Genomic DNA, 18473 nt, shown 5'->3' with positions numbered 1-18473 from the left:
ATTTAATTGACATTTACCACAAACCGTATTTACCACAAATAAAGGACATTTTTATGACCCAACATTTCAGTACCGAACAAGATGAACAAGGTCTAACCCCCATACACCGCCAGAACATGGACGAACAACGAGCCGAAGAAGTGCTGGTAGAAAACAGCTTAGACGATAAAGATTATCCCACCATTCATGATATCGCTGATGATGATGCAATCAAGCACAGCCATAAAACACCATCGTAAAGTTAAGTATTATTTAAGTTATTATTTAAATAATATTGATTAAGAATTAAGGCAACCATCCCACCCTGTTAGTGTCTGTTGCCAAGCAGACACATGAGGCATGGTCAGCTCTACCAATAAATCAATGTGAGCTTGGTCAGCATTCAGTGCAGGGATATAACCATAGCTTTGACCGCCAGCATGCAAAAAAGTATGGCGATTTTCGACCACCAGCTCTTCTAATGTCTCTAAGCAATCTGATGAAAATGCAGGACTGATGATTTGCACCGATGCCACGCCATGCTGTCCCCATTCAGTCAACACCACATCGGTATAAGGCTTGACCCATTCCTGCTTACCAAAACGTGATTGAAAGGCACATAACCATTCTTCTTCTGATAACTGTAACGCCTGGGCCAATTTGTGCGCCACATAGCGACATTGTTTTGCATAAGGGTCGCCTTTGTCTTCGTTAACTTTAGGGATACCATGAAAACTCATGAGCAATTTATCTGCTTTGCCATGCTCAGCTTGATAGCGACGCACGCTGTCTGCTAACGCTTGGATATAGTTTGGGTGGGCAAAATAGTCTTTCACAAAACTGATGGCTGGCAGATGACGCTTACCCATGCCCCAACGAGCAACACCATCAAACACCGCCCCTGTGGTTGATGCCGAATATTGTGGATATAATGGCAATATCACCATTTGTTCAACCCCTTGCTCACTCAATTCGTCCAATACCTGAGACAAAGCAGGATTACCATAGGTCATGGCAGCACACACTTGTACCTTAAACGGTAACCGCTCTGCTTGTTCATCAAACCGCTGTTGTAAGGCAGATGCCTGCTGAAACAAAATTCGACGAATGGGTGAATCACCGTCCCAAATACTGGCATAAGCCTGTGCCACTCGCTTAGAGCGTATCGGTAAAACAAATAAATTTAATATGATTGCCCACAACAAAGGCGGTATCTCAACCACCCTAGTATCCGATAAAAACTGACGCAAATAGCGACGCACAGCAGGAACAGTGGGCGCATCTGGTGTGCCTAGATTGACCAATATCACGGCAATCGTAGGGCGGTGGTGTGGTTTCATAATTCTCTCTTAATCATGCTTTTATGTGATTTGTTGCTTGTGCCTTTGCCAAAAATTTTTTTGTTCTTGATTAGGGCGTGTCCCTATTTGGATAATGTGGCTAAAAATAGATAAAATCGTAAGCCAACAAGGCAAATTGTGCAGATAATATTGGAATATTGTCAAACAATTTAACGCAGTTTTGCCAGATTTTGGCATTTTTAGCCCATAAAAACTTGGTGTTTTAAATTAGGGGCACGCCCTAACATTTTATTAAAACTTTGACAGTCTAAAACAAATTTTTACGGCTAAAACAAACGCTTTCAATAGGGATTTGAAGCGGGTTATGGTATCATGACCCATTGTGTTTTACGCATTTTTTCCGCCATTTGTCTGATTATCCAGTCCTATGTCCAACACTGCCAATGCCACTGATACGCTCAATGCCACCAACACTAAGACCAAACCGCCATTTTTTCCCAAAAACTCGGTAGGGCTTGTTAAGCCCATTACTTATCATTTTGACATGCCATTGACCTTAGTATGTGGCCGGGTGTTACCCGCTTATGACTTGGTGGTTGAGACCTATGGCACACTCAATGCGGATAAATCCAATGCCATTTTGATTTGCCATGCTCTGTCAGGCAGTCATCATGCTGCAGGATTTCACAGCACTGATGATAAAAAAGCAGGTTGGTGGGATAATTTCATAGGCCCTAATAAAGCGGTAGATACCCAACGATATTTTGTGGTGTGTTTAAACAACATTGGCAGTTGCTATGGTTCAACAGGACCTACCAGTCCAAACCCTGATAATCTCGATGACCAAGGCAACCCTAAACCCTATGGTCCAGATTTTCCACTCATCACCATTAAAGATTGGGTGGCAACTCAAGCCCTACTTGCTGACCGCTTGGGCATTGAAGTATGGCATGCGGTGGTGGGTGGCTCAATGGGTGGCATGCAAGCACTACAATGGTCGATTGATTATCCTGATAGATTGCGTCGCTGTGTCATCATCGCCAGCACACCCAAATTATCAGCACAAAATATCGCCTTTAACGAAGTGGCTCGTCAGTCTATTTTATCTGACCCAGACTTTCATCAAGGTCGTTATCTTGAAGCAGGCACTTATCCCAAACGTGGCTTGATATTGGCACGCATGGTTGGGCACATCACCTATTTAACCGATGAAGCCATGCGACATAAATTTGGTCGAGAATTAAAATCAGGCAAGTTTTTATACGGTTTTGACGTGGAGTTTCAAGTCGAGAGCTACTTACGCCATCAAGGCGAACGCTTTAGTGAAAACTTCGATGCCAATACTTATTTACTCATGACCAAAGCATTGGATTATTTTGACCCAACCAATCAGACACTCAATTTTGATGATGCCAACAACCTTCATGATGATGGTCATCATGATGCTGACACACAAAAAAATGACCTTGAAAAATTAAGTCATCTTTTAGCAAATACCCAATGTCAATTTTTATTGGTCTCATTCACAACCGATTGGCGATTTACCCCAGAGTGTAGCCGTGAAATTGTCAATGCGTTAATCAAAGCCCAAAAACCTGTCAGCTATATTAATATTGATGCGCCATATGGACACGACTCATTTTTATTTGATATCCCCACTTATCACCAAGCTGTTAAAGGTTTTTTAGAGGCAAATCTGACATATTGACAATCGCATCACCACATCAAGTTTAATCATATTAATTTTAATTTTAATATTGTCATCACAAGGGAGTCATGGGTTGAACCAAATTCAATTAAATTTTTTTAATCAAACAGACATTAATCCCTCCACAATAAACCACTCATCTTATCATAAGCTTAAAGCGATTGATTTATTTGCAGGTGTGGGTGGTATTCGTTTGGGCTTTGAGCAAGTGTTTAAGGATAAAATTGAATTTGTTTTTGCATCGGAGCTTGATAAATTTGCTGGGCAAACTTATCACGCCAACCATGGCGAACAGCCACATGGCGACATTACCCAGATTGATGCCAAAGACATTCCCACACACGACATCATTTTAGCAGGATTTCCTTGTCAAGCATTTAGCGTTGCAGGATTGCGTAAAGGCTTTGAAGATACCATAAAGATGGCTCAGAAATTCTGATTGAACAAACAGATAAAAATCCACGCAAACTCACTCCAAGAGAAGCTGGCAGACTACAAGGTTTTCCTGACAGTTTTGTTATTCCAGTCAGTGATGTGCAAGCCTATAAACAATTTGGCAATAGTGTGGCTGTACCAGTTATTCGTGCGTTGGCTAATGAAATTAAAGAACAGCTATTTACTGACATATAAAAAGCATATGCCCATGCAGTTACCCAAAATCAATATGGCAAAAGATAAAATGGGTATTAATACCAAATTCATCATCTTACTGATATTTTTATAAAAAATCTAGCGACACAAGCCCACATGGATAAGATTTATCCTTGTAAAGAGTTAACCATAGAACATTAGAAAGAAACCTTAGAAAGAAACCTTAGAAAGAAATATTAGAAAAAATTTCCATCAAATCGATATGGGTATTTTATGCGTATTGACCACCAACTTGTTGAGCAATGGATAGAACCTAACAGCCGTGTGCTGGATTTGGGCTGTGGTGATGGTGCGTTATTACACCATCTTAAAACAACTCGCCGTATCATTGGTTTGGGCATTGAGCTTGACCAAACATCGATGACCGCCGGCATTGCTAAGGGACTGAACATCATTGAGCAAGACTTAAATGATGGGCTGGCAAACTTTAGTGATGCCAGTTTTGATACAGTGGTGATGGCAAGGGCATTACAAGCGGTAAAAAAGCCTGACCAGCTACTCCTTGATATGGTCAGGGTTGGTAAACAAGTCATCGTTACCTTTCCGAACTTTGCCTATTGGCAAAACCGCTTTTTTTTAGGCATCAAAGGCATGATGCCCATGTCAGAAGCCCTGCCCCATGCGTGGTATGATACACCAAATATCCATCTTTGCACTTTTAAAGACTTTGAAAACCTATGCCATGATAATGATCTGATTATTTTAGACCATGTGGCAGTCACTGATTCTGCTTTTGGGCAGTGGCAACTCATTGATAAATTCATCAAAAAGTCCCCAAATCTGTTGGCAGACGTGGCGGTGTATCGAGTTGCCAAACATTGACTTTTATTAATTGTTGTCTATGCCTTATCTCCCTTTTCTGATAAGAAAGGGAGGTGCTTTACAAACAATTAAGCCAAAAAATATTGCTATTGATATGCGTGATTAACCAGCGATAAACCAAACAACAACATCAGATGACAACATAAATTACAGACCTAAATCACAACACGCCATAATTGACCATGGCGGTTGCTACTTTGGTAAATCCTGCAATATTTGCCCCTTTTTTATAGTCAATGCCACCTGTATCAGTCTTACCATACGCCACACAAGCATCATGAATATTTTTCATGATGCGTTGCAACTGAGTATCCAGCTCATCAAAGCTGGCGTATTGGCGAGCTGAGTTTTGAGACATCTCAAGACCAGACACCGCAACACCACCAGCATTAGATGCTTTACCAGGGGCATAGTAGACATTATTTTGCTGGAAGATGGCAATGGCATTCATGTTGCTTGGCATATTTGCCCCTTCTGCCACATATTGCACACCATTGACCACCATATTATTGGCATCATCACCATTAATTTCGTTTTGGGTGGCACAAGGTAAAGCGATGTCCGCTTTAATGTGCCAAGGGCGTTGCCCTTCTAGCCACTCACCACCAAATTTTGCCACATAGTCTTTTAGAGGTTTGCGTTGAGCTTTGCACTCAATCACCCAATCAATTTTTTCTTGAGTTAACCCATTTGGGTCGTACAATGTGCCAACAGAATCAGATAATGTAATGACTTTGCCCCCCAGCTCAAGCACTTTTTTGGCAGCATAAGTTGCCACATTGCCAGCCCCTGACACCAACACCATTTTACCATTCATGCTGTCGTTGTTGGCTTTTAACATATTTTGTAAAAAATACACCAACCCATAGCCAGTCGCTTCGGTACGAATCAGACTGCCTCCATGTCCCACACCTTTGCCTGTTAACACCCCTGTGAACTGACGGGTGATGTTTTTGTACATGGCAAACATATAATTAACTTCACGCCCACCAACACCAATATCGCCTGCTGGTACGTCAATATCTGCTCCGATATATGGCATAAGCTCACGCATAAACGCATAACAAAAACGGCGGATTTCACTGTTAGATTTGCCTTTTGGGTCAAAGTCTGAGCCACCTTTTGCCCCACCCATGGGCAAGTTTGTCAAAGCATTTTTAAAAATCTGCTCAAAACCCAAAAATTTCAACACTGACACATTGACACTTGGGTGAAACCGTAATCCCCCCTTATAAGGACCTAAAGCATTGTTAAACTGCACACGCCAGCCACGGTTCACTTGTAGATTGCCGTTATCATCTTCCCAGTTTACTCGAAACTCAATGATGCGATCAGGCTCAGTCAATCGCTCTAACAAAGACACTGCTTGATACGTTTGATTATTGTCATAAATTGTTTCAATGTCTTCTAAAAATTCAACCACTGCTTGAAGAAATTCAGGCTGATGGGGATAACGCTGTTTTAGACGTGTTAAAATTTGTTGGCTGTTCATAACTCGATTCCTTGATGCACTTGAATGTACTTTGATGTGAAAATGACCATTCTATATTGCTAAAACAACACCCATTATAGGTTATGTCATGATAAGTTATCTAATCAAAATATGATGTTTTTTATTCTTTATTTTTTGGTAAGGGTAAACTGTTGTTTGATAAGGGTTTGCCGTTAGTGACTCACAGGATAAAAAATGGCTGTCAGTCCATCACCATATACGGTTAAGATGGGTTGTTTAAGCTGATTGAGTGTCAGCTTAAACTGTCCTTGTACCACTTTGGTGGCAGCAACATCAAACGCTGACCCTTGTTCATCGCACGCCATGCGAGTAGATATGATGGGGCTTAGCTCAATGTCATGATTGGTCAGTATATAAGCAGCAGACATTTGATTACAAGTATTTAAAAATTGTAGTTGTTTATCTGTGGTAAATTTAAGTTGTAATGCCCCTTGTGGGTGATTGCTTAGCTCTGGCAAGATGGGACTGCCTTTGCTGTCGGTAACAGAATTCAGTTGCCACACATGGTGTTGCAGTTTGGCATCATTGAGTGGCAATACCACCGCTTGAGCAGGGTCTTTACTGATTTGCACATCTGTTGTATGTGCTTGGCTTGTTTGTTGCAACACGCCACAAGCGGTTAAACCGATTGTCAACAACATGCCCATTGATAATCCCAATGCGTTGGTTGTCTTTTTTGTCATTGTTGTGTTCATCATGTTACCTTTTGGTTTGTTTGGTTTGTTTAAATGAATCGGTCAATCATGTCAGCACATTTTAATTAAGCAAATACATTTTAAGCAAACAGTGCTGACACATCGTCTTTGTCAAACTGATACACTGCCCCACAAAAGCCACAATCCATGGTAATCACACCTTGTTGTTGGCAGATGGCTTGTGCCTCTTGTTCACCAATTTGCAAAATACCCGCTTCACATTTGTCATAAGAGCAAGTACATGCAAAACTCAATGGCACAGGATTTGGCATGACCAAATCTTCTTCATTGTACAAGCGATACAAAATTTCATTGGCAGCTAATTTGGTCAATTCATCATCTTTAATTGTGCCAGTTAAAATAGACAGTCTTGACCATAGGTCATCATCATTGCCAAGCTCTGCTGTCAGTCGTTCTTGTTCATTTAATGGCAACATCTGCACCAAAATACCCCCTGCCTGCAAGCCATCACAGCTTAGGCAGATGAGTGTTGGAATTTGGGCAGATTGATGTTGGTAATGTGCCAAACAATCTGCCAGATTGTCATGGTTACGTTCAACAATGCCTTGATAAACATCACCTTTTTCGGAATGAATGTTAATAAACAGTACCCCTTTGCCCTGCTCTCCTAACTCGGCAAACGCATCGTTGGCACTGATTTTATTTTTCCATGCTTGTTGTTGTTCGGTGGTGTGCGATTGCCAGCTTGCCAATCCACGTACATGCCCTTGATGGTCACATTCTGCCATTGCCCAGTTAAGTAAGCTGTTATCATCAGATGATTGCAGTTGAATGGACAAGCGACCGTTTATCTTTAATGTGCCAATCAATAGGCTTGTGGCACAAAGCATCTCACCAAGCAACCTTTTTATGGCTTCTGGATAATCTTTTTGGGCAATGATGCTGGCAAAACTGGACTTTAACCGCACCACATCACCACGCACGGGCGAGTTTTGAATAAAAAAACGTTGACGCAAATCAGTCATGTCATAAATGGGGCGTTGAATGGGGGTTTGGTGATGGTTTTTATTGGGCATGAATTGTCTCTATTGGCATTGTTGGTATTGCTGGCATTGCGGATTGTTCATATTGTGGGTATTGTGGGTTTGGCAGTCATCTGAGTATTCATTTTACTTTATTTCATTTCATTTTAATATGGGGCATTGACACAAATTGCAATGTGGTTTTTATCACCAACCCATCGGATAAAGCCACTTTTTTTCTGACAATTTTGCTACAATCAACACCACCATCAGCACATAATGACAGCAGACAAAAAATGGGACACTTTATGCAAGCCAATGATTTGAACACCACAAAACCTGCCAACACACCATCAGCAAACCATCAACCTAACAACCAATATGACGGCAAACCCAATAATCATCAAAACCACATCGTCATCATTGGTGCAGGGTTGGCAGGTTGGAGCGTGGTTGATGCCATTCGAGCCAAAGATAAAGAGATTGGCATTACGCTCATCACCGCAGATACGGCAGACCGTTACCATAAGCCCATGCTGTCTACTGCCATTAGCCAAAATAAAACTCGTAAACAGCTGATACGTAACACAGGCACAGAGGCGGCGGCAACTTTAGGCATTACCTTAATGACGCACACATGGGTTACCGCCATTGATGCCAAAGAACATCGGTTAAGCTTGCTGAATCAAGCATCTTCACAATCAAACTTATCCAAACGTTCACAAAAACATGATGAAAAACACCACACCACGTTGGCCTATGATAAATTGGTGATTGCCACAGGCGCTTCGGTTGCCTTACCGCCTAACTTTGCAAAATTTGATAAAGACATTCAACAGAATCTATGGCATGTCAATCACCTTGATTGCTTCGATGCGTTGCAAACCGCTTTAAGTCAAGGCACCAGTCACATTGCCATCATCGGTGCGGGCATGGTTGGTTGTGAAATGGCAGAAGACCTAAACAACGCAGGTCATCATGTCAATTTGATTGACACACACCCAGCCCCACTTGCCAGTTTGTTGCCACCCATGGCCACCACTCGCCTTGCTGATGCGTTACGCAAAAGTGGTATTACGCTATGGCTAGGGCAACAGGTCAGTAACATCACCCAAGCCAATGACAACAACTTAGCCTATCAGCTGACGCTCATTCCCTTTGACAGCCATACAAGTGATACAACAAAAATGGTCAGCTTACAAGTTGACCATGTCATTGTCAGCACAGGTCTAAAAGTAGATTCCCAGTTTATCGCCAGCTCAGGGCTTGAGTATCACCCACGCACAGGCATTGTGGTTGATGAAACCACCCTACAAACCAGCATGGCGGATATTTATGCCATTGGTGATTGTATGTCCATCGGTGGGGTGGCTTGTCGGTATGTTGCCCCTTTAAGAATGCAAGCGACCACCATCGCTGATGACATCTTGGGCAATGAACACGCAGGCTATCAACACAAATCACCGATGATACGCCTAAAAAACAAAAGCATTTCTATCATCGCCACAGGCACACCCAATGGTAGGGGTCATTGGCAAAGTGTCAGCGATGACATGGACGGTCTAAAACTTGAACAAATCGACAATCAGCAAAACGTGGTGGCAACCGCAACCATCAAATAATTCAGCCAAAAAACCGCATTAACCCATTTAACAACAAATCATGACGGACGTGTGCCGTTTGGTTCAGATATGGGCTAATCAATGACGCATCACCCCCTGTGATGATCAGTTCATAGTTGGTATGACGGCGATGTATCTCATTGACCGCACCCACCACTGATAGCAAGACACCACGATGCACCGCCTCAGATGTGGTAACTCCAACGTGAATGCTGTCAAACTGCCCAAGCAAAGAGCTGATTTGTCTTGTGCCTGAAAACAGAGCATCACGCTGTAGATATAAATTGGGAAAAATATAACCACCCAAATGCTCAGCATGATCAATCAAATCAATGGTCAATGCCGTACCACAACCCACAATGCACTGTCGACGACGGCAATCCACCGCCCCCAACATCTGTAGCCAACGGTCAACACCCAATTGGTTAGCGTCATAACGACTGACCAATAACCGATGATTGGACTGCACCTGCACAAATTCAAAAGGCATGCTAAGCCCAGTTAACGTATCAGCCACATTGGCATTGATGGCATCACCAAGCACCGAAGACACACCAATGAACTCAGGGGCATACCGCTCGATACGGTCAGTCAAACCCATAAGCAACTCAGCAGGGGCAAGCAGATGCTCCTTGGCATCGGCTTCAATGATTTGCCCAACATCATCTACCAACCAATATTTTAAACGGGTGTTGCCCAAATCCAGCCAAAGTTTTGCCATGTGTTTTTTCCTTATCTGCTGTCATCACAAGCAAATGCGTTTGGAATATTGCCTGTCAATAAGGCGTGTATCTTACCGCCACCATCTATCACCTGCAAACGCCCATGACGGTCAATGCCAATTGCCCGACCTGTCAGCATGGTGTTATCATCATTGGCGTTATCACCATTAAAGTGGCTTAAGCGGTCTGAACGTACCTTTATCCGCTTGCCTGCCAGCACATCAACCTTGGCAAATTCACGCAAAAATTCATCAGAATATCCCCCCCCATCTTGAGGTTCACCTACTTTAGATTCACATATTAATTGGTCATGAATGAGTAAGGCATTGAGACACGCCATTAATACAGGACGGTACAAATCTTGCGGACTGACTGGTAAAAAACTGACTGGTAAACAGTTAGGCAGGTTGCACATGTCAATCAACGAATTTAACCCTACTGCTTGATGCCCCATGTTTTCTTGCTGAGCTGAAGTCAGCATTGGAGGGTTTTGCACATTGATGCCAATTCCGATGACCACACCTAAGCGTTTTCCTGCCCGCTGTACTGGCTCAATCAAAATGCCTGCTAATTTGTAAAACTGTAATTGATGACATGGTGATTGATGACATGGCAACACCTTATCAAAGTGTGATGACGTATGCATATTGTTGGGTTGATGGCTTTTGACAACATGATAAAATCCCACGTCATTCACCCATTTTACCCCAATGTTAGGTAAGCTTTGTGATAGGCGGTGTCTATTGAGTTGGCGAATGATGGACATGTTTGCCAACTGCTGTCCGACACACAGTGATAACAGACCTGTGATGGGAGCAGTGAGCGGTAAAATGTTGGCACTAAAGGTTGTTTTTGTGGTGGTTAATGGGTGGTAAAAAGAAAAATACAGATTGCCTTTGGGTGATTGCCAACTTCTGCCATGCTGACCCCGACCAGCACTCTGGCTGTCTGCCGTTAATATGGCTGGTTGTGTGGCAGGCAGGCCTGCATTGAGCAGTTTTTCAATCAGTTCGCTGTTGGTAGAGAGCGAATTTGTGACATGTTCATGACACTCTGACAAAATATACTGAGCAACACACTCAATGGCAGTGATATGAGCAATGGATATTAGCGACATAAACAACCTTGGTTATTAAAGCTTAAATCAATCAAATTTAAATCAATCAAACTTAAACATGACACTAAACCACATCAGCAAAATATGATTCATCTTGCAACACCATTTTTAACCGTTGTCCTTTTTTCAACACCCCCACCCCACTCGGTGTGCCTGTCATCAGCACATCACCTGATTGCAGACCAAACGCATGACTGGCATCACTGATAAGTCTAGGCAAGTCAAATATCATCAATGATGGATTACCTTGCTGTGTCAGCACATCATCAATCCAAAGCTGATATGTCAGTTGACTAAAGTCATCTGTGCATTCACCCAAACCCATAGGCAACCAATCACCCAACACGCACGAGCCCATAAAGCATTTAGCACGCTCCCACGGATATCCTATTGCCTTTAACTCAGTTTGCAACTCACGTAAGGTCAAATCCAAACCCACCGTCACGCCAGCAAGCAAACCATTTTGTAAGCCATCACACACCTGCTTCACATCAGCATGGTACACATCTTGAGCCATCTGTACACACAATTCAGTTTCATAATGCACAGCATATGAGCGTTGCCTCGGCACATCATCAAACACAGCATTAATCCGCCCATCATCTGACAAATATTGCACGGTAGATGCAGGTTTGATAAATAACATCGGCGTGTCAGGCACATCATTACCCAACTCTTGGGCATGGGCGACATAGTTACGCCCCACACACACCACTTTGCCAATATTGGCAGGTTGATTGCTGTCTGGAATGTCATTCATGGCATGGTCCTTTTATGATGGTTGATGATGAATGTCTTAATGATGATAAGTGCCTTGACAAAAAAACCGCCAACATGGGGTTGACGGAAGAAAACTGATAGAAAATTGGTTCAAATTTTTGGTATGGTATTGGTTGCCACATCAGGAGGCACATAATGATGATGCCTATTAAAACGCTTCTCAAGCAAGCGAAAGCCAAACAAAATTATCCATGACAATATCAAATACAATATCCCAGCAGCAAAATACATCTCAAACACCGTATAAGTACGAGCAGAAATGGTCTTAGCCACACCTGTGATGTCCATCAAAGCAATGGTCATGGCAAGCGAACTGCCTTTTAGCATAAAAATCACTTCATTGCTATAAGCTGGCAACATGATGCCAAACGCTCGTGGAATGGTGATTCGAGTCAACTTTTGCATGGGTGACATGCCAATGGCATCTGCCGCTTCTAATTCCCCGTCAGGAATGGACTCTATCGCCCCACGGATAATCTCTGCCACATAGGCACTGGTGTTTAAGGTAAACGCAATAATGGCACACCAGTAGGGTTGTTTCAACACCGAATCCCACAAAACCGAATTGGTAACAAACTCAAACTGTGATAAGCCATAATAAATCAAAAACAGCTGTACCAACAGTGGTGTGCCACGAAAAAAGAAGATATACAAAAATGGTAAAGTTTTTACCCAAAGGCTATGATGCACCCTAAGCAATGCCAATATCAAACCAAAAAAAAGCCCCAACAACACAGAAATGGTCATCAGCTCAACTGTGATAATCAGACCTTCTAGTAGCTTTGGCATCGAATTGATGATGACGTTCCAATCCCACTGCATCGCTGTCTCCTATGCCTGTGCTTGCTGGTTATTTTTGTTTTTTAAGTGACGTTGTAGCCGTTTTTGTCTATAACGATAACGTTTGGCAGGATTGGCTCGCCATTCAAGCCACATCATCACCGCCGTAACAATCACCGTTAAGACCAAATAAATCAATGCCGCTGCCATATAAAAAGTAAACGCCTGCTGAGTGGATTGAGCCGCCCGAGAAGCTTGATACATGATGTCCTTTAGCCCAACCACTGATACCAGTGCTGTGTCTTTTATCAGTACCAAAAACAAATTACCCAAACCAGGTAAAGCCAACTTCCATACCTGTGGCAAAATAATCCGCCAAAACGTTTGCGAAGGACGCATGCCCACTGCTTTGGCAGCTTCCCATTGTCCTTTATCCAACTCTTGGATTGCCATACGCAACACTTCGGTGGCATACGCTCCAAATGCCACCGACAACGCCAACACCCCAGCCCAAAACGCACTGAGCTCAACATAGTCATGATGACCCAATGACTCTAGGATAGCCGTCAAAATCATCTGACCGCCAAAATATAAAAACAACACCAACAGCAGTTCAGGAATGCCACGCATCACCGTGGTGTACAAATTAGCAAACTGGCGAAACAGCCAAATATTTGAACGTTTACCTGCCGCTCCGAGTAAACCCAGCACCATACCAATGGCGAGGCTGGTCAATGCCAACTTGATGGTGACCCATGCTCCGTTAAATAATAAATGCCCAAATCCTTGTAAATCAAACACAATCGTTCTCTTCTGTGGCAGTCATGGAAAGTGCATAAGGCTTATTTTTGCTTACCTGTATCATTAACCTCCCTAAGACTGGTCAAGTCACAGATGACAATTTGCCCATACAAATTTGTAAAATAAGACATGAGTTTAGCACACTGTGAAATTTTGTAAAAATAAAAATAACAAAATTCAGCCAAGTTTCCTGATAAGTCCATACCGAATCATGGGCATTGACTTGTCTGTTACTCTATTACCATGTCTTTGATGTCTTGTCTCTGATGTCTTGCTTTTAGCCCATTATGCACAAAAAAGCCAGTGGAAACATATGCACTGGCAAAATATTTTTTATCACCCATTTTTTATCACCCATGTGTGTATTTACCAACAACCAGCAAAATAACTTTAATATGTCGCAATAAAGTTAATATATCGCAACATAAGTAAATAAATACACAAATAACGCCTGACACTCACATTTTATGTTAATATTTGCAACCATGCGTCTTTAGCCATTCTCTATTAGGCACCCTAATGTGTCATTGTGCATTTTAAGGCATGTGCATAAAGACCTTTGATTGATTCAGCCATCTTAAAACATCATCTGTCTTAAAATATTAGGGAATGACCATGTTTGACTGGTTTCATGCTTTTGTCGATTGGGGTAATGGCATTATTTGGGGCTACTTACTCATTTATTTATTGATTGGGGTGGGACTGTATTTCACCGTCGCCACCCGTTTTATGCAAATTCGCCACTTTGGGCATATGTGGCAACTGCTCAAAATCTCCAACCACGGTGCGCGTGCAGGTGGCATCAGCTCATTTGAAGCCTTGATGACTTCACTGGCCTCACGGGTCGGCACAGGTAACTTAGCGGGTGTTGCCATCGCCATTTATTTGGGTGGACCTGGAGCGATTTTTTGGATGTGGATTACCGCTTTGGTTGGCATGTCCACAAGCTTTGTGGAATCGGCATTGGCTCAGGCCTATAAAGTACCACACACCGATAACATCTATCGAGGTGGCCCTGCTTATTATATCGAAAAAGGACTTGGTCAGCGTTGGTTGGCAATTTTGTTTGCGTTGAGTTTGTTGGCTGCTTTTGGTCTGGCTTTTAATGGTGTACAAGCCAATACCATCGCCCAAGCAGTCAACGAAGCCTTTCATATCCCCACTTGGGTAACTGGCATTGGGCTGGTGCTGTTAACTGCCCCTGTGGTGTTTGGTGGCATGAGGTCAGTGGCAAGGGTGGCTGGTAAGATTGTGCCTGTGATGGCAATTTTATACTTACTATTAGCCGTATTTGTAATCATCACCAACCTACCCCAACTGCCATCAGCCATTACTTTGATTTTTAAATCTGCTTTTGGTCTTGAACAGGCAGCAGGTGGGGCATTGGGCTATACCATCGCCCAAGCGATGATGAATGGCATCAAGCGTGGACTGTTCTCTAACGAAGCAGGTATGGGCTCTGCCCCCAATGCTGCCGCCACCGCTCAGACTTATCCCAATCACCCTGCCACACAAGGCTTTATGCAGATGCTTGGTGTGTTTATAGACACGCTTGTCATCTGTACCGCCACCGCTTCCATCATCATTTTGTCTGGCGTGGTTGACCCCAATGTCGAGCAAGAAGGCATTCAACTCACTCAATTGGCATTATCTCAGTATGTGGGTAATTTGGGAGTATACTTTATTGCGGTTGCCATTTTCTTCTTTTCATTCACGACCATCATTGCCAACTACAGCTATGGTGAGTCCAACATTGAGTTTATTGCAGGACCTAAGGTTGCTAAAGTGGCAGTGATGATATTGCGAGTGGCAGTATTGGCGATGATATTCATCGGCTCAATCGCCAACCTACAAGCCGTATGGAACTTTGCGGATTTATCCATGGGGTTAATGGCATTAATCAACTTGGTTGCCATCGTTTGGCTATCACCTGTTGCCTTTAGGGTGTTAAAAGATTATGAACGACAGTTAAAATTGGGTAAGCACCCTACCTTTGACCCAAATGACTTTAAAAAATTGCGTCATGAAGCCAATCGTGATGCTTGGGACGATTAACCATCTGCTTATTATCACAAAAAATCCCCACTTAATGTAAGTAGGGATTTTTTGTGCAATGAACAATCTGACCAAAAAAACATTCAGGCTCAGTCATTCAAGCTCAGTATTGACTTTCGCTGCTTGTTTTCATTGCTTAATTTAGTTGCTTACTGGCTCTGTTGGTTTGGCAGCCATTTAATCCGATGGGTTTGCTTCAACTTCAATACTGTGTGTATTGGCATCATGTGTATTGGCACTGTGCGTGTTATGTTCTGCCAGTTTCGGGAAGTTTTTGGCAACGATGTCATCGTATTTACCATTGGCTTTAATGGCAGCAAGGGCAGCATTGAATTTATCCTTTAATTCATTATCCCCTTGGCGGACAGCGATTGCCATTTTATCGTTGATGTCAATATCCCCACCTTTAAGCTCAAAGTCATCAGCACTTGGTGATGCCAACCAATCCAAAGCAGGCAATTTATCTGACACCATCGCCCCAACCCGCTCATTACCTAAGTCCATAAAGGCGTTGTTTAAGGTATCATATAAGCGACTTTTGGCATTGGGGTGTGTCTGCTCTAACCACTGCGATGAAATGGTTGAACGCTGAGCAGCAATTTCGGTATTGGCAATGTCATTGGCATCATTAGGGTTAAAATGACTGTCTTTTTTTGCCAAAAACACCAAGCTATTGGTGTAATACGGCTGGGTAAAATCCACCTGTTGTTGTCTGTCTGGAGTTACCGACATGGCAGCAACAATGGCATCATATTTTTTTGTTTTTAAACTTGGAATGATACCTTCCCAATCTTGGGCAGAGATGTCACATTTAACCTGCATTTCATCACACAGGGCATTGGCAATGTCGATGTCAAATCCGCCCAAACTGCCGTCAGCATTGGTAAAGTTAAAGGGGGCATATGACCCTTCGGTGGCGATGCGTAACACAGCAGCATCATTTGTTGAGCCAGCAACGTCGCCTGTGCTTGCATTGTCTTTAGGCGAACAAGCAGTTAAGCCTAAGCCAAATAAAACAGTTGTCAACAACGCCACGGATTTACCTTTCATTGACCAGTTCAATAAAAAGGCACTGGATATTGGCTTTAGTATGGATTTTGACATAGACATTTCCTTATATCTAACATATCTAACAAAAAAAGGATTCACACCATTTGCAATTTGCACTAAAGTCAAACGGCATCTGATGTAAATTTATAAATTATTGAGTAGGCACAGCACCTGCCTCACCAAAATATTCGTTATTAATGCGGTCATACGTTCCATTGGCACGAATGGCATCTAATGCCATGTCAAACTTGCCTTTAAGCGGATCACCCTTACGCACGGCAATGCCCATGGAGTCATTACCTGTGGAGATAATTTCACCAACCTGCTCATAGTCCGATGCTGCTTCTGTGCCTAACCAGTTTATTCCAATGATTTGATCAACAAGCATGGCATGCAAACGACCATTGGTCATGTCAATAAAGCCATTTTCTTGGGTATCGTATAATTGAATGTCTGCCTTGGGATATTTATCCGCCAAATATTGAGATGACACGGTAGAACGCTGAGCCCCAACTGCCTTACCATCTAAATTATCTAACGTAATCCCACTGCCCACTTTGCTGATAAGAATAATGCCAGCTTCAAAGTATGGATTGGTAAAATCAACCACTTCCAAACGCTCTGGGGTAATGGACATGCCAGCAATGGCAACATCGAACTTTTTAGATTTTAACCCAGGGATTAAAGCGTCCCAATCTTGTGAGCGAATCTCACAAGTGGCCTTCATCTCGGTACATAGTGCATTTATTAAGTCAATCTCAAATCCCACTTCTTTACCACTGGCATCTATATAGCTAAAGGGAGGATAGCTAGACTCGGTTGCCACTTTGATAACATCGCCGATAACCTCACCTTGGGTATCACCACCAGCAGGGGTGTCCGTGCTGGTGGTGTCTGTGGCGGTGTTTTGACTGTTGTTACAACCAACCAATACCAAGCCTGCCAAGCAAGCTGTCAGTGTGAAGGCTTTGTGAGACAATACGCCAGATAAATTTGTCATAAAATTTCCCTATTCATTGTTAAACCATTTATGTGATGCTGTTATCGTATAGCAACATACGCCAGACTGCAAGTAAGCAAATCATTGAGCAAAATGTTGCTGCTCAAGTTGTGCTAATTTGCCATTGTTTTTAAGTTCCGTCAATGCTTTATTAAATTTTTCTTTTAAAGCATCTGCTTGACGCACAGCAACAGCGATGTTGTCATTGTTATCAATTTCATCACCCACGATTGTGAAGTGAGCATTGTCTTTAAGCCATGTTTGTGCTGAGACTTTTTCAGCAAGCACGGCATCACTGCGGCCTGATGCCAAGTCCAGATAAGCATTTTCATACGAATCATAAAGATTGACTTGGTTGCCATTTTTGCCATCATAATGCTCAAGCAAATATGCCCCCGGCGTTGTGGAGCGTTGACCACCTAAATTAAAGCCATTGATGTTATTGACATCAAACCCCTTATCTTTGGCAGCCATCCATACCATGGTATTGGCAAAATAAGGCTGTGTAAAGTCTAGTCGTTGTTGGCGTTCAGGGGTAACAGACATGCCTGCGATGATGGCATCGTATTTTTTTGCCAATAGTCCTGGGATAAGACCGTCCCAATCTTGAGCGACAATGTCGCAATTTGCCTGCATTTGTTGGCACATGGCGTTGGCAACATCAACATCAAAACCGCCCAAACTGCCATCTGCATTGGTATGGTTAAACGGAGGGTATGCCCCTTCAGTGGCGATGCGAATGGTTACGCCTGTGGGGGGGTTGGTATTGACATCTGTGCTGTTGTTATCGGTATGTTTGGTGGGGTTGGCATGACTTGCATCATCACAAGCACTGAGTGCGATGACGCTCATCAGTGCCAATGTGGCAAGTTTAAGCCTGTTAGTAAGTTTGAG

General features: G+C 42.9%; 19 protein-coding genes. 7 read left to right on the top strand and 12 right to left on the bottom strand.

All coding sequences use genetic code 11. The features are described from left to right. Positions 1 to 53 precede the first annotated feature (53 nt). On the top strand, positions 54 to 239 hold the full coding sequence (locus tag B0682_RS06120; protein ID WP_078307436.1) for a hypothetical protein: 186 nt from the start codon (positions 54 to 56) through the stop codon (positions 237 to 239). Positions 240 to 278: 39 nt separating this feature from the next. On the opposite strand, the gene hemH is transcribed toward B0682_RS06120, so the two are convergent. Continuing rightward, positions 279 to 1319, bottom strand: coding sequence for a ferrochelatase (gene hemH / locus B0682_RS06115; RefSeq protein WP_078307434.1), 1041 nt, complete (start codon positions 1317 to 1319; stop codon positions 279 to 281). A gap of 505 nt (positions 1320 to 1824) precedes the next feature. On the opposite strand from hemH, the gene metX reads away from it, so the two are divergent. The 4 genes from metX to metW all read left to right on the top strand — a co-directional run bounded on the left by metX (position 1825) and on the right by metW (position 4461). After that, positions 1825 to 2988, top strand: a complete 1164-nt coding sequence (gene metX, locus B0682_RS06110) for a homoserine O-acetyltransferase MetX (protein ID WP_240494901.1) — start codon at positions 1825 to 1827, stop codon at positions 2986 to 2988. 73 nt (positions 2989 to 3061) lie between these two features. After that, the gene (gene dcm, locus B0682_RS09645; protein WP_240494895.1) at positions 3062 to 3427 is read left to right on the top strand and encodes a DNA (cytosine-5-)-methyltransferase; all 366 of its coding nucleotides are present in this window, start codon (positions 3062 to 3064) and stop codon (positions 3425 to 3427) included. After that, positions 3421 to 3618, top strand: a complete 198-nt coding sequence (locus B0682_RS09640; protein WP_338044655.1) for a DNA cytosine methyltransferase — start codon at positions 3421 to 3423, stop codon at positions 3616 to 3618. Before dcm ends, B0682_RS09640 begins: the two co-directional genes overlap by 7 nt. A gap of 234 nt (positions 3619 to 3852) precedes the next feature. Continuing rightward, on the top strand, positions 3853 to 4461 hold the full coding sequence (gene metW / locus B0682_RS06100) for a methionine biosynthesis protein MetW (protein ID WP_078307429.1): 609 nt from the start codon (positions 3853 to 3855) through the stop codon (positions 4459 to 4461). Between the two features lie 160 nt (positions 4462 to 4621). Here metW and gdhA read toward each other — a convergent pair whose 3' ends face one another. The 3 genes from gdhA to hslO form a co-directional block, all read right to left on the bottom strand. Beyond that, entirely contained in the window at positions 4622 to 5953 is a 1332-nt protein-coding gene (gdhA, locus tag B0682_RS06095; protein WP_078307427.1) for an NADP-specific glutamate dehydrogenase, read from the bottom strand. Positions 5954 to 6126: 173 nt separating this feature from the next. Next, on the bottom strand, positions 6127 to 6672 hold the full coding sequence (locus B0682_RS06090; protein ID WP_078307425.1) for an META domain-containing protein: 546 nt from the start codon (positions 6670 to 6672) through the stop codon (positions 6127 to 6129). A gap of 77 nt (positions 6673 to 6749) precedes the next feature. Beyond that, the gene (gene hslO / locus B0682_RS06085) at positions 6750 to 7706 is read right to left on the bottom strand and encodes an Hsp33 family molecular chaperone HslO (protein ID WP_078307423.1); all 957 of its coding nucleotides are present in this window, start codon (positions 7704 to 7706) and stop codon (positions 6750 to 6752) included. 254 nt (positions 7707 to 7960) lie between these two features. On the opposite strand from hslO, the gene B0682_RS06080 reads away from it, so the two are divergent. After that, complete coding sequence (locus tag B0682_RS06080) at positions 7961 to 9274, top strand: NAD(P)/FAD-dependent oxidoreductase (protein ID WP_078307581.1); 1314 nt, start codon at positions 7961 to 7963, stop codon at positions 9272 to 9274. Between the two features lies 1 nt (position 9275). Here B0682_RS06080 and B0682_RS06075 read toward each other — a convergent pair whose 3' ends face one another. The 5 genes from B0682_RS06075 to B0682_RS06055 all read right to left on the bottom strand — a co-directional run bounded on the left by B0682_RS06075 (position 9276) and on the right by B0682_RS06055 (position 13474). After that, positions 9276 to 9995, bottom strand: coding sequence for a pantothenate kinase (locus tag B0682_RS06075; protein ID WP_078307422.1), 720 nt, complete (start codon positions 9993 to 9995; stop codon positions 9276 to 9278). Between the two features lie 11 nt (positions 9996 to 10006). Next, on the bottom strand, positions 10007 to 11113 hold the full coding sequence (locus B0682_RS06070) for a biotin--[acetyl-CoA-carboxylase] ligase (RefSeq protein WP_078307420.1): 1107 nt from the start codon (positions 11111 to 11113) through the stop codon (positions 10007 to 10009). A gap of 64 nt (positions 11114 to 11177) precedes the next feature. Further along, positions 11178 to 11873 (bottom strand): fumarylacetoacetate hydrolase family protein, encoded by a 696-nt coding sequence (locus tag B0682_RS06065; RefSeq protein ID WP_078307418.1) that lies wholly within the window; start codon positions 11871 to 11873, stop codon positions 11178 to 11180. 110 nt (positions 11874 to 11983) lie between these two features. Next, the gene (locus B0682_RS06060) at positions 11984 to 12715 is read right to left on the bottom strand and encodes an ABC transporter permease (RefSeq protein WP_078307416.1); all 732 of its coding nucleotides are present in this window, start codon (positions 12713 to 12715) and stop codon (positions 11984 to 11986) included. A 9-nt stretch (positions 12716 to 12724) separates the two neighbouring features. Continuing rightward, a complete protein-coding gene (locus tag B0682_RS06055) occupies positions 12725 to 13474 on the bottom strand; it encodes an ABC transporter permease (protein ID WP_078307414.1) in 750 nt (249 codons plus the stop codon). Between the two features lie 615 nt (positions 13475 to 14089). Here B0682_RS06055 and B0682_RS06050 point away from each other — a divergent pair. Continuing rightward, positions 14090 to 15529, top strand: coding sequence for an alanine/glycine:cation symporter family protein (locus B0682_RS06050; protein WP_143823303.1), 1440 nt, complete (start codon positions 14090 to 14092; stop codon positions 15527 to 15529). Positions 15530 to 15706: 177 nt separating this feature from the next. Here B0682_RS06050 and B0682_RS06045 read toward each other — a convergent pair whose 3' ends face one another. The 3 genes from B0682_RS06045 to B0682_RS06035 form a co-directional block, all read right to left on the bottom strand. Next, the gene (locus B0682_RS06045; RefSeq protein ID WP_078307580.1) at positions 15707 to 16579 is read right to left on the bottom strand and encodes an ABC transporter substrate-binding protein; all 873 of its coding nucleotides are present in this window, start codon (positions 16577 to 16579) and stop codon (positions 15707 to 15709) included. 151 nt (positions 16580 to 16730) lie between these two features. Further along, complete coding sequence (locus tag B0682_RS06040) at positions 16731 to 17579, bottom strand: transporter substrate-binding domain-containing protein (protein WP_078307410.1); 849 nt, start codon at positions 17577 to 17579, stop codon at positions 16731 to 16733. Between the two features lie 81 nt (positions 17580 to 17660). Further along, complete coding sequence (locus B0682_RS06035; RefSeq protein ID WP_143823310.1) at positions 17661 to 18431, bottom strand: transporter substrate-binding domain-containing protein; 771 nt, start codon at positions 18429 to 18431, stop codon at positions 17661 to 17663. Positions 18432 to 18473: the final 42 nt, after the last annotated feature.

This window comes from Lwoffella lincolnii (genome assembly GCF_002014765.1).
In the GTDB taxonomy this organism is placed as follows: domain Bacteria; phylum Pseudomonadota; class Gammaproteobacteria; order Pseudomonadales; family Moraxellaceae; genus Psychrobacter; species Psychrobacter lincolnii.
The sequence above is the reverse complement of the archived record's forward strand: the minus strand, read 5'-3'. Positions and strand labels throughout refer to the sequence as shown.

Bases quoted from the DNA above. Each gene is read 5' to 3' on its own strand.
- B0682_RS06120 (WP_078307436.1), top strand. From the start codon at position 54: ATGACCCAACATTTCAGTACCGAACAAGATGAACAAGGTCTAACCCCC.
- hemH (WP_078307434.1), bottom strand. From the start codon at position 1,319: ATGAAACCACACCACCGCCCTACGATTGCCGTGATATTGGTCAATCTA.
- metX (WP_240494901.1), top strand. From the start codon at position 1,825: ATGCCATTGACCTTAGTATGTGGCCGGGTGTTACCCGCTTATGACTTG.
- metW (WP_078307429.1), top strand. From the start codon at position 3,853: ATGCGTATTGACCACCAACTTGTTGAGCAATGGATAGAACCTAACAGC.
- gdhA (WP_078307427.1), bottom strand. From the start codon at position 5,953: ATGAACAGCCAACAAATTTTAACACGTCTAAAACAGCGTTATCCCCAT.
- B0682_RS06090 (WP_078307425.1), bottom strand. From the start codon at position 6,672: ATGATGAACACAACAATGACAAAAAAGACAACCAACGCATTGGGATTA.
- hslO (WP_078307423.1), bottom strand. From the start codon at position 7,706: ATGCCCAATAAAAACCATCACCAAACCCCCATTCAACGCCCCATTTAT.
- B0682_RS06080 (WP_078307581.1), top strand. From the start codon at position 7,961: ATGCAAGCCAATGATTTGAACACCACAAAACCTGCCAACACACCATCA.
- B0682_RS06075 (WP_078307422.1), bottom strand. From the start codon at position 9,995: ATGGCAAAACTTTGGCTGGATTTGGGCAACACCCGTTTAAAATATTGG.
- B0682_RS06070 (WP_078307420.1), bottom strand. From the start codon at position 11,113: ATGTCGCTAATATCCATTGCTCATATCACTGCCATTGAGTGTGTTGCT.
- B0682_RS06065 (WP_078307418.1), bottom strand. From the start codon at position 11,873: ATGAATGACATTCCAGACAGCAATCAACCTGCCAATATTGGCAAAGTG.
- B0682_RS06060 (WP_078307416.1), bottom strand. From the start codon at position 12,715: ATGCAGTGGGATTGGAACGTCATCATCAATTCGATGCCAAAGCTACTA.
- B0682_RS06050 (WP_143823303.1), top strand. From the start codon at position 14,090: ATGTTTGACTGGTTTCATGCTTTTGTCGATTGGGGTAATGGCATTATT.
- B0682_RS06045 (WP_078307580.1), bottom strand. From the start codon at position 16,579: ATGAAAGGTAAATCCGTGGCGTTGTTGACAACTGTTTTATTTGGCTTA.
- B0682_RS06040 (WP_078307410.1), bottom strand. From the start codon at position 17,579: ATGACAAATTTATCTGGCGTATTGTCTCACAAAGCCTTCACACTGACA.
- B0682_RS06035 (WP_143823310.1), bottom strand. From the start codon at position 18,431: ATGAGCGTCATCGCACTCAGTGCTTGTGATGATGCAAGTCATGCCAAC.